The organism is Rhodothermales bacterium (genome assembly GCA_013002345.1).
In the GTDB taxonomy this organism is placed as follows: Bacteria; Bacteroidota; Rhodothermia; order Rhodothermales; family JABDKH01; genus JABDKH01.
In genome coordinates this window covers 1-11,052 of sequence record JABDKH010000183.1, presented here as the reverse complement: position 1 = coordinate 11,052, position 11,052 = coordinate 1, and the positions used below count along the sequence as shown (strand labels likewise).

General features: G+C 58.0%; 8 protein-coding genes and 1 riboswitch. Of the genes, 4 read left to right on the top strand and 4 right to left on the bottom strand.

Annotated features, from left to right (window positions below; genetic code table 11):
• Window positions 1-83 precede the first annotated feature (83 nt).
• On the top strand, window positions 84-815 hold the full coding sequence (locus HKN37_09175; GenBank protein ID NNE46816.1) for a hypothetical protein: 732 nt from the start codon (window positions 84-86) through the stop codon (window positions 813-815).
• On the opposite strand, the gene HKN37_09170 is transcribed toward HKN37_09175, so the two are convergent.
• A complete protein-coding gene (locus HKN37_09170) occupies window positions 816-3,980 on the bottom strand; it encodes a response regulator (GenBank protein NNE46815.1) in 3,165 nt (1,054 codons plus the stop codon).
• Window positions 3,981-4,377: 397 nt separating this feature from the next.
• Here HKN37_09170 and HKN37_09165 point away from each other — a divergent pair, with 397 nt between their 5' ends.
• Together HKN37_09165 and HKN37_09160 are read left to right on the top strand one after the other, a co-directional pair.
• Window positions 4,378-4,878: an HNH endonuclease gene (locus tag HKN37_09165; protein ID NNE46814.1), complete on the top strand. Its 501-nt coding sequence runs from the start codon at window positions 4,378-4,380 to the stop codon at window positions 4,876-4,878.
• Window positions 4,879-4,892: 14 nt separating this feature from the next.
• Complete coding sequence (locus HKN37_09160) at window positions 4,893-5,399, top strand: hypothetical protein (protein ID NNE46813.1); 507 nt, start codon at window positions 4,893-4,895, stop codon at window positions 5,397-5,399.
• Here HKN37_09160 and HKN37_09155 read toward each other — a convergent pair.
• The gene (locus tag HKN37_09155) at window positions 5,379-5,918 is read right to left on the bottom strand and encodes a YIP1 family protein (GenBank protein NNE46812.1); all 540 of its coding nucleotides are present in this window, start codon (window positions 5,916-5,918) and stop codon (window positions 5,379-5,381) included. The genes HKN37_09160 and HKN37_09155 overlap by 21 nt on opposite strands.
• A 360-nt stretch (window positions 5,919-6,278) precedes the next feature.
• Entirely contained in the window at window positions 6,279-7,301 is a 1,023-nt protein-coding gene (gene msrP / locus HKN37_09150) for a protein-methionine-sulfoxide reductase catalytic subunit MsrP (GenBank protein ID NNE46811.1), read from the bottom strand.
• 141 nt (window positions 7,302-7,442) lie between these two features.
• Window positions 7,443-7,540, top strand: a riboswitch (TPP riboswitch).
• A gap of 82 nt (window positions 7,541-7,622) precedes the next feature.
• Between msrP and HKN37_09145 the strand changes: the two genes are divergently transcribed.
• Complete coding sequence (locus HKN37_09145; GenBank protein ID NNE46810.1) at window positions 7,623-10,154, top strand: TonB-dependent receptor; 2,532 nt, start codon at window positions 7,623-7,625, stop codon at window positions 10,152-10,154.
• On the opposite strand, the gene HKN37_09140 is transcribed toward HKN37_09145, so the two are convergent.
• Window positions 10,129-11,052, bottom strand: a 924-nt coding sequence (locus HKN37_09140) for a glycosyltransferase (GenBank protein ID NNE46809.1), incomplete at its 5' end; no start/stop codon positions are given. The two genes, HKN37_09145 and HKN37_09140, sit on opposite strands and share 26 nt — an antisense overlap.

Sequence of the window (11,052 nt, the reverse complement as noted above, 5' to 3'; positions counted from 1 at the left end):
GGTGACGTGTTGATCGAATAGACGACGTCGACCCGGGTCAGAGCGCTGTGCGCGGCAGCAACTGTACGTATTCAAATGCTGTGATGAAACCGACGGAATCGAGAACCGACGATATTGACAGAGCTCTGGCCTCGATGAAGGCGCAGATCGGTTCGTCGAGAACCGACCGTCAACGGAAGACACGCGCGTGGTCAGCGGGTCGCGTCATTCGTGCGGTGCTCATCGCAGTGATATCGCTCGTCGCACCGTTTCTGCTGCTGGTGAAGGTCGCCGTCGCAATACACCTCGAGGCCGGGGTAGGTCCGTGGGTGGCGCTTCTGGCGGCCGCCCTGGCGACAACCATCTTGTTGACCGTGTTGACGATGGTGGTTTCCTACAGGGTCAGAAAGCGTTTCGCCGTGTCGTCGTTTACGTTTCGATCGAGCGGACTGCTCGTGGTCGCGTACTGCTTCTACTCGATACTGTTTATTTCAGGTGCAAACGTGAAGTCTGCCGAGGTTGCGGGCACCTATCGAGCGCTACACCCACTCCTTCGATTGAGTGTCGCCACGCTTGTTATAGCGGACAGCGACCTTGTGGTTACAGATGCTGCGCGTACCATCGATGACTATGCCCGAATGGGTCTGCCGGCGAATGAGAGATCGCTGCACTTCGAACAGAACTCGGGATACGTACATGCTGTGGATCTGCGAACCGTTGGCCGGTCAGACCTCAGGAATACGGCCGTGGTGTCCTTCTTTCGGCTGATGGGCTTTCATACCCTGCGGCACGTCGGTACCGCCGATCACCTTCACGTGTCGCTCCCCGTTCGGTAGCTAGGCCGCGGGGTCGGATCTGCCCAGCGTGTCGCGTTTGTTGGCCAGAAGAGGTACCACACGGCGGTACTCTGCCTCGATCATATGCACCTGATCCTGCAGGTTGATCTCCTTACGACCTCCCGACGTGGCAGACTGGAGGTCTCCGCAAAGCGTAGCGAGTCTCTTCAACCCGATCTGCCCGGATCCGCTCTTCATTTTGTGTGCCACGGACTTGAGTGCTCCGCGATCGCCCGCGGCGAGATGCCGTTTCATCTCTTTCACCATTGACGGCGTAATGTCCACGTAGCTATCGATGAGGTCGACCAGGAATTCCGGATCGTCCTCGTTGAGGAGTTCGAGGGCGTCGGTCGAGCCTGCGTCCGGGCTGGAATCCTCGATCGCTGCTTCATCCTGAGCGGGGTCAGGAGCTGGGCTCGGTTCTATGTCAGATGGTGAGTCAGGCACGACGTTCTCCTCGAGAGTCGCGCCAACGTCTGAATCAGTCACAGCAACGGACGGTGATTCGTCGCTCGGAGAATCAACTGTAGCCGCGGTTCTCGGTTTGGTCTTGTACAGCGCTTCTGCAACCTGGTCGAGTCGTACCGGTTTGGAGAGATAGTCATCCATTCCGGCTCGAAGGCACTCTTCGCGGTCGCTGGCCTGGGCGTCGGCAGTAACCGCGATGATGCGCGGCCGATTCTCAGGCGGATGTTGTTTGCATAATTGCCTGGTCGCCTCCAGTCCGTCCATCTCGGGCATCTGGACGTCCATGAGGATGGCATCGTAGTCGACGTGTCGTGAGGCAACGACCGCCTCCATTCCGTTTGCGACGACGTCCGCCTCGTAGCCCAGTCGTTCGAGGAGCCGTAGCGCAACCTTCTGATTGATCAGATTGTCTTCAGCAATCAGGATTCGCAGAGGCCACATAGGTGCCATGCGTTGATCGTGCGGTCGACCTGCGGAGGAGTCAACCTGTCCCGGAGCGGCCAGATTGAGCGCCCGCAGGATGGTATCGAGCAACACGTCGTACTTGACGGGTTTCTTGATTGCACCATTGATGAGGGCCCTGTTTCCAACGCGCTGGCCCACCATCGTCATGATCACAATCGGGACGGTGGCGGGGGAGTACTGTGCTCTGATTCGCTCGGCCAGGCCCATACCGCTCATTTCCGGCATTTCGAGATCGAGAAGGCATATGTCGAACTGCTCGCCGGATTCGAGGCGTGCCATGGCTTCGGTTCCGGAGCCGGCTGCCGCCGCATGCATCCCCCAGCGCTCTGTAATTGTGGAGATAACTCGTCGGCTGGTGGCGTTGTCATCGACAATGAGTACACGCTTGTCCGTGAGCTGGTCCTGAGGACCGTTAACCTCCCGGGCACTTCCCGATTGCGCGGCCGCTGCCGGAAGCGCGAAGTTGAACGTTGAACCCTTCCCAGGGGTGCTGTCTACCCAGATGGTTCCGCCCATCAGGTTGACGAGTTTCTTGCTGATCGCGAGTCCGAGTCCGGTCCCACCGTACTTGCGAGTAGTAGACGCATCGACCTGAGAGAAGGCCTTGAACAAACGGGCGTGCCGCTCGGCGTCGATGCCGATGCCCGTGTCCTGTACCGAGAAGTGCAACGCATACTCGACATCGGTGCGCGCCTCGGCGTTCAACGTAACGACGACCTCACCGTTCTTTGTAAACTTGACCGCATTCGAGATCAGATTGACGAGCACCTGCCGCACGCGCGTGATATCGCCCAGCACCTGCGCCGGCACACCCGCGCCGAGGCTGTAGGCAATCTCGAGCCCCTTCTCAGCCGCCGTTGCGGATAGCAACTCGAGCGATTCTTCGATACACTGGCGGGGCGAGAATGGCTGTCGCTCCAGCTCAATTCTACCCGCTTCGATCTTCGAGAAATCGAGAATGTCGTTTATGATTCCGAGCAGCGACTCACCGCTAACGCGGATGGTCTCGACATACTCCCTCTGCTCCTGCGTCAGCTCCAGGTCACGCAGCAGGCTGGTCATGCCGATAACCGCGTTCATTGGAGTCCTGATCTCGTGGCTCATGTTCGCCAGGAACTCACCTTTGGCGCGCGTAGCAGCCTCTGCTTCGTGCTTCGCTTTTTCGAGCGCCTTGACCGTCTGGGCGAGTTCCCGAGCCTGCTTTTTGACGGCGGCCTCGGCACGTTTTCGATCCGTTATGTCTTCGATCGTGCCTTCGTAGTACTTGACGGTTCCGTCGGTGTCTCTGACGGCGTTCGCGTTCTCACGTACGTAGAGGGCCGTGCCATCCTTGCACGTCCACGCGGTCTCGTATCCACGAACCTCCCCGGTACGCTGAAGGGCCCTTTCAAATCGTTCACGTGAGGAAGTGTCCAGCAAGCCGTGCCGCTTGACGTTCTTGGACAGAAGTTCTTCGGTGGAGGTGTACCCGAGCATGCTCACCATCGCCGCATTGGCGGCCAATAGCTTGCCATCCGGGCTGACCCGGTAGATGCCGGCCGGTACGTTGTCAAAGAGGGCCCGATACCGTCTCTCGCTTCGTCGCGCGGACTCCGCAATCTCGTCCGATTTCTTCAGAGCCTCTTCAGCCTGTTTGTAGGCCTTCTCCGACTCTTGCAGACTGACCTCCAGACTCGCGCTGCGTTCCTCATGCTCCAGATGCGAGATGTACCGCCGCACTTCGCGCACCCTGGCGAGGTGAATGATGCCGGCGAGGAGGGTAGCGCCCAGAAGCGCAAACCCGAAATGAAGCCACTCGGGTGATGCCGGCGAGCTGTAGACCACCGAAACCCAGCCGGCGGTTTCGGCCGCAATTACGAACACGAGCCATCTGCTTGAGAAGATGAGGAATCCGGTACCCATCACAAACAAGACCAGATTGGTCGTGAACTTGGGCTCTGGAAAGTAGTGTAGATGCAGGAGGCAGTTTACCAGCGCAAGCGATGCAATCAGTGCACTGAATACGTGCGCCCACCGCTCAAGGTCAAATCTCTGGAGAGCGAACGACAGCAGTACGAGGAGTGCGGACATTCCGGCTGCGGTGGGAAGGAGAACCCACAGGGCCGGGGGGTCGAGCAGAAACGCGTAGGACGTGGAGAGGACTGCCAGCAGTACGCCCAGACCGACAGCTGCCGGCCTCAGGTGTTGGTAGGTCGCTTCTCGCAGAGCTATTACGATAGAATCGTCAGACAACGGCTCGTAGTGGTTGCGCCAGGTTGCGGTTTTGAGGCCGCACGAAGACAAGTGTCGTTGAGTCGGACGGACTGTCCAATGGCGTTTGTATCGGCCTGTTTTTTGGCTTCCTAAAGCCGAAAAACGACTGTCAGTACGGTTTTTGGGTAATGACGTGGTGGGGGAAGATTGGCGTACCGGCAGTGTCCGTCGACTGGGTCGTCTTCAGGTGCCGCAAGGCTGGTTCTGGAACGAACCGCCGCAACACGTGTTGGAAATTTCGAACATGTCGGCGCCGCCTGTGGCGGGCGCCATGTCAGTCCCAAGCCGTATCTACGACAGACTTCCAGAAGAGGCGGATCTACATATTCCCGTGCAGGTGTCGCGTCGTACGTTCGCATCCGAGAAGGTGTGAGCGATGAACGGACACGTCCTTGTACTCAATCGGGACTACAGTGCGCTCTCGATTTGTAGCGTGAAACGGGCCGTTGTTATGCTCCATCTCCAGAAGGTGGAACTGGTGGAGGCACTGGGCAATCGAGCTATTCGGTCCGCTACCGTGCGTCATCCATGGCCGAGCATCGTGCGGCTCAGTCTATACATCAAAGTTCCGTATCGCCGCATCATGCTGACACGGAAGAACGTCATACGGCGCGATGGATTTCGGTGCCAATACTGCGGCTCCAGGGACAAACTCACGATCGATCACGTGATCCCGAAATCCCGTGGTGGACGCGATATCTGGGAGAATCTGGTCGCCGCGTGTGTACCGTGCAATAATCGCAAGGGCAACCACACTCCGGATGAAGCCAGGCTGGAGTTGAGGCGTCGACCGTTCCGACCGAGCCACGTCATGTTCATCCGGGACTACGTCGAGACCTTTGACGACGGCTGGAAGCCGTATCTCTTTCTTTCCTGAAGAGGCCACTCCGCATGCCAAGTAATTTTCAACGCATTCTTGCCCGGGTCGCGTGGCTGGTGCCAATCCTGCTTGTGGGCCTCTGCGTGAATCAGGCGAAAGTCGCCCGCGATCTTCGAATCACGCTTTCGGATGGTATCAGTGCCACAGCGCGTGTTGCAGAATACGAACGTGTCGATCGCGCCGACATCACATATGGATATGTGAGCCTGGAAGTGCCGCTGCCGGACGGCTCAGTACTCACCCGGGAGAAGATGTCACTACCCTACAGTCTGATGCAGGAGATCGAGGGGCGTGACCAGCTTAGCGTGCACGTACTGCGCGATGCCGGTCAGACCATCGTGATTGACATGGTCGTCGACACCCAGTGGAAAATCGCGGCTATTCAGTCAGCCGTAAGCTTCTTCGTTGCGCTGATGGCTCTCGCCGCAGTGGTCGGCTGGAACAAAAGCGTGAAGAGGGCCGGAAATGAACAGCTTATTCGGCCGGCGCCACTGGCCTCAGGCGGTGAATCCCTCTAGCGGGTTGCTGGCTCCGCCTAGTCCACCAAAGAGCAGTGACATCGCGAAAGCGATTCCGATGTAAACGATCAACCCGACGGCGATCGTAAGCGCCGTCTTGCCGTTACTCACATCGAGTCCTTGCCTGATTCCGATGAAGGCAGCGGCCAGTGACCAGATCAACCCAACAATGCTGCCCAGGCACGGTACGATGCCGAGAAGCTGAGGTGCGTAGGCAAACCCGATTACTCTGAGCATCTCGCCCATGTTGGCCTCTCCGCCGAACAGCTTGGTACCGATGAAATAGGTCAAGAAGGACCACACGACCCAACTAACAAACGTACTGATTACGCTGCTGAAGAAGCCGCCGGACACACCGGATCCTTCCATGAAGGATGCGGCGGCCAGACTTCCCAGTCCTCCAAGCACGGCCACCGCTAGCACGATCATGCCGGCCTGTCTGGTCGCCGATTCGTCGTGCTCGATGCTTTCGAACGTGGCAGGGTCGAGCTTGAATACTCCGATTATGCGGTCCAGCATGTCAGTCTCCGTGGTGCGAGGTAAATCGTGTTGGGTATGGAGTTTAGTTATGCATTCGGGCGCACATTCGCAAGTTGGGCGTAAACAGTGCGAGGCTGTATGAACGACGGACCCGCGATCAGCCGAAGGTCAGCGAGGTATTCGAACTCCGTACCGAATGCTGGATCTGTGCTGCGACAGATTGCACTTCGTCGACTACCCACCCGAGTTGACGGACTTCCGAACGAGACCGTCCCGGACCGGGCTCACTTCGTGTATGGCCAGACGTCGGACCGTGCATCGTTAGAGACCATCACCGTGGAGTTGCTGACCGGCAATCGCCACTGCCACGGCCCACTCGACGCAGCTGGTCCTGTTGCCCTAACCGCGAGGCTCACCGGGATACAGGTTGCCGACCCAGTCGGCGTACCCGTTAAACAGCTGGGTCGGCACCCGGCGGATGTTCTCCGAGTTCGCCATGAAGCGTTCGCTGGCCTGCGTCCATCGGGGGTGAGGGACATTCGGGTTTACGTTCGAGAGAAAGCTGTACTCTGCCGGCTGGAGCTCATTCCAAAACGTCTTCGGCTGCTTCCTCGTGAACTCGATGCGCACCACAGCTTTGGGTCCCTTGTAACCATATTTCCAGGGGAGTGCCAGCCGGAGCGGTGATCCATTCTGCTTGGTGAGTGGCTCACCGTACATTCCTGTGGCAACGAAGCCGAGATCATTGATCGCTTCGTCCATTCTGAGGCCCTCGTAGTATGGCCACGGGTACCACGGCTGGGATGGAATTCCTGGCATCTGCTTGTCAAGTTTCGCGCTGACGAATCGGACGTGTGTCGCCGATGAGAGCGGTTTGCAGCGATCTATCAACTTCTTCAACGGAAAACCCGTCCAGGGAATGGTCATGGACCACGCCTCGACGCATCGGAAGCGATACACGCGCTCCTCAAGTGGCATGGTTCTGATTAATTCGTCCACGTCCAGCGTGAGCGGTTTCTCAACAAGCCCCCTGACCTCGATGGTCCACGGGAAGGGTTTGTATTCGCCCGTTAGCGGCCACACACGTTTCGAGCTACCGTCGAACTCGTAGAAATTATTGTAGGACGAGGCCGTGATCCTCTCCGTGATCTGGCGCTCGGGCACCACGAAGCTTTCACTACGAGTTGCTGGATAACCGACCCGCGTGGCATTGGCAGGGATCGTGTCCAGCGGTCCGTCAGGACCGTTGATCTCGGCTCGGGAGGCTGCCCCGTCACCGCAGGAGAACGGATTCACCGCTACCAGTCCAATGGTGCCGGTACCCAGACGTCGCATGAAGGTGCGGCGCGACTCGTAAGTGGATTTGTCCGTCGAGTCCGACTCTTTCAAAGCCCATGCGGGACGAATGACGATGTTCGGCATGCCTGAACCACGATTAGATGCGTTTCCAAGTCTACCCATTTGACGCGTGCGTCGTTCCTCGATTCCCATACGCCGACATAGAACCTTAGAGAGACGTTGTCGTTAGCGACGCGCCAGGAGTTAATTGAAATGATGGCCACGGGGAACCGTTAGGGGTGCTTCGCCAGTGCGAAGCTGAGAGAATACCCTTATGACCTGAACCGGATCATGCCGGCGTAGGGAAATGGTAGCACAGAATTGTGGAGTCACGTGGAGTGACACGCGCTGGGACCACTTCGCTCGCCGATCGGCGTGTTTGCTGTGGCCCAGAATGCAACATCCGTGATTTCCCCTTTCTCCTTTCTTCGCATCACGCTGCTGGCTCTGCTCTTAGTCAGTATCCAGGGCCTTTCGCCATGCATCGCACAGACGATACACGGTACGGTTGTGGATGACGAGGGACGTGCCCTGGCCGGGGCCAATGTCCTGCTGCTAAACACGTCGATGCAGCAATACCGCTACGGTACAACCACCTCGGCTGACGGCACGTTTGTCATCGGCCCGGTCGAAGAGGGCCGCTATCATGTCACGACCAGCTATCTCGGTTTTGATCCGGATGACCGTGAGATGACCATCGCCGTCGGCGGTGTGTATCACGTCGACATCGAGCTTGCCGCGAGGACCGTAACACATCCCGGAGTAGTCGTCGCTGCGCACCGCGCTCGCCCTCAGCTTACACCGGTAACATTCAGCAACCTGACCGCCGATGAGTTGCGCGGCAGGCCAGATATGAAGGATCTGCCAGCCACCCTTTCGTCGCGCCCGTCCACAACGTACTACTCGGAGAACGGGAACGGCATAGGTTACTCGACGCTTCGCATTCGGGGGTTTGATCAGAGACGAATCGCGGTTTCGATCAATGGGATTCCGCAGAACGACCCGGAAGACTTCAACGTGTTCTGGATCAATTTCTTCGACGTCGACGGGTCCGTCGAAGACATTCAGGTGCAGCGGGGAGCGGGAGCTTCAGCCTACGGATCGGTTGGAATCGGCGGGGCCATCAATATCGTAGCGTTGCCGTATAGACCGAACCCGTATGCCGAGGTAACTCTCGGCTATGGTTCCTACGATACGAAGCGCTTGTCGGTGGAAGTGAACAGCGGGCTGCTGCGTGACAAGTACGTCGCGTTTGCACGTTTCAGTCGTCTCGAATCGGATGGCTATCGCGACTGGTCATGGACGGAATTCAATCGTTTCTTCGTTGGTCTTACGCGATATGGGTCGAGATCTACTCTGACGCTCCAGGCATACGGCGGGCCACAGCGCGACGGACTGGCATTTTCCGGGATTCCGCGTGCAGCCAACAAGGACGTGCTTACCGGGCTCAACGGGATCCTCGTGGATCGGCGGTACAACTCGAGTCTGTTCACGCGAGATACGGAGGATTTCCACCAGCCACATGTTGAACTGCATCATGAGTGGCAGGCGACCGGCAACCTCCACGTCAGTCAGTCGCTTTTCTGGGTAAGAGGAAATGGATACTTCGATTTTGGTGCCAACTTCCGTTCCGCCGATTATCTACGATTGCCCGCTGGCTTCGTCGCGGATGATCAACGAACGTTGCCGCTGTTTATCTCAAGCCCCTCTGTAGATCTGCTGTTCAGAGCCAGTCTCGATCAGTGGCAGGTCGGTTGGATACCGCGCCTGACGTTGGACAACAAGTATGGAAAGACCACCATAGGTGGTGAGGTGCGACTGCATCGGTCGGAGCGGTGGGGGCGGATACAGGAGGCGAACGGTATTCCGTCGGACCTTGTGGGCTCGGACGCCGATCGACGGGTGTATCAGTTCAAGGGCGAAAAAGTCATCACGTCGTTCTCGGCTGGACACGAAGCACGCCCTTCGCCCCGACTCGCCGTTCATGCTGAGGCACTTGTTACGCGCGTCCAATATCGTGTCTACGATGAGGTGTTCTTCGCGACTCGATTAACGAAGCCATATGTAATGGTTAATCCACGAATCGGCGTGACCGTAAATCCCGAGCGAGCGTGGAGTGCGTACGGAAGCATCGCCTATTCAAGTCGCGAGCCCAGGCTCAAGTCGCTGTATGACGGGGAAGAGGCGGGAGCAGGCTTCCTGCCCCGATTCGAGACGGATGCCAACGGAAGAATTGACGTCGACCGACCCTTCGTCGACTCGGAGCACCTGCTGGATTTCGAAGTGGGCGTAGGTCGAAACGACGCGCGTTCGAGTATCACCATCAACGGCTTCTGGATGGAGTTCATGGATGAGATCGTACCCAGTGGTGGCCTCGATCAGTTCGGCGTCCCGCGAACAGGTAACGCAGATCGAACACGGCATGTGGGCGTCGAATCCGAATGGCGGGTCGGTCTCACCAGGAATCTCAACATGTACGGCAACTTCACGGTTGGTCGTGCTCGCTACAAACGATTTGTCGAGTTCGCGACGCTTCCCGACTTCTCGACCGTTCAGCTGGACAGAAGAGACAATCCGATTCCGGGTTTCCCATCGACGAATGGCAATCTTGAGTTGACATATCGGCGTTCAGGGTTTCGCATCGGAGCCTTCGCGCGCTACGTAGGCAGGCAGTACATCGACAATTCAGGTGGACGGGACGCCACGGGCCTGGAGGATGAATCGCTGACCGTGGACCCGTACTTCGTGATGGACGCTTCCGTCAGTCAGACCTTCAACCCGGCATCACCGCTTGGCGGGCTCTCCATCGGTGTAGACGTCAACAACGTACTGAATAGCGAACTGCTGCTCTTCGGAAACGTTGGGCCATTGGGACCTCAGTTCTTTCCGTCCGCTACGCGACATGTGTTTTTCAGAGCGAGTTACGTTCTTCGCTGAGGAGCGGGGCCTTCCCGGCCGATTCCGCGTACCTATAATGTCGCGCCAGCCGTGCCGGACTGACTCCGACGTGATATCCGATCCAGAGAACGACGTTCTTGACCTGTTGGCGGAAAGCGCCGTGCTCAATAAATCGTCGACTCGACGTGGACAGTCGCTCACTGAGTCGGACAAAGCGCCCCATGCGATGCAGGCGTCTTACGATCTCCAGATCCTCGAATATCGGGATGTCATCGAAACCTCCTGTCATTTCGAAGACGCTTCGGACCACAAAAAGACCGCGGTCACCAAAGCAAAGTGACTTGAATGGAAGGACCGTGAGGCGTCCGTAGATTCCAAGCAGCAGAGAACTTGGCTCGAACCTGAGTCCGAAACATCCGGCACAGAACCCTTCGGTCACTGCCCTGATGATGGCTGGAAGCGAGCCCAGCGCCAGCCGCGTGTCTGCATGGAGGAAGAGGATGACTTCGCTGCTCGCCTCGCGCGCTCCGTGATTCATCTGTCGAGCTCGTCCACGCGGCGCCGATATGACACGCGTCAACTCCGCGGCCGTCTCGACGGTTCGGTCTGTGGAACCGCCGTCGACTACGATCACCTCGCTGGCGCCATCTTCCTGAGCCGAGCGAATGGCTTCCGCGACGTGCTCTTCCTCGTTGAGGGTGGGGATTACGACAGAAATGTTCATGGCCGTAAGCGGATATCGCCACCAGAACATCTGCTTCATGCAGAACACGGAACCACCCGCCTTCAGGAATTCGTCCGTACGCACCTCGATCGGATTCAGGCCGTGGTTCCGCAGCAGATCGACCGTCACTTCGCAGCCGGCCTGGATGATGACGTTTTGCCCATCCGGAGAATGGGCATTGCACGCGAAGAGGTGCCGGGACTCATCTTCAGG

Coding starts and splice junctions, on each gene's coding strand:
- HKN37_09175 (NNE46816.1), top strand. CDS start 84: ATGAAACCGACGGAATCGAGAACCGACGATATTGACAGAGCTCTGGCC.
- HKN37_09165 (NNE46814.1), top strand. CDS start 4,378: ATGAACGGACACGTCCTTGTACTCAATCGGGACTACAGTGCGCTCTCG.
- msrP (NNE46811.1), bottom strand. CDS start 7,301: ATGCCGAACATCGTCATTCGTCCCGCATGGGCTTTGAAAGAGTCGGAC.
- HKN37_09160 (NNE46813.1), top strand. CDS start 4,893: ATGCCAAGTAATTTTCAACGCATTCTTGCCCGGGTCGCGTGGCTGGTG.
- HKN37_09155 (NNE46812.1), bottom strand. CDS start 5,918: ATGCTGGACCGCATAATCGGAGTATTCAAGCTCGACCCTGCCACGTTC.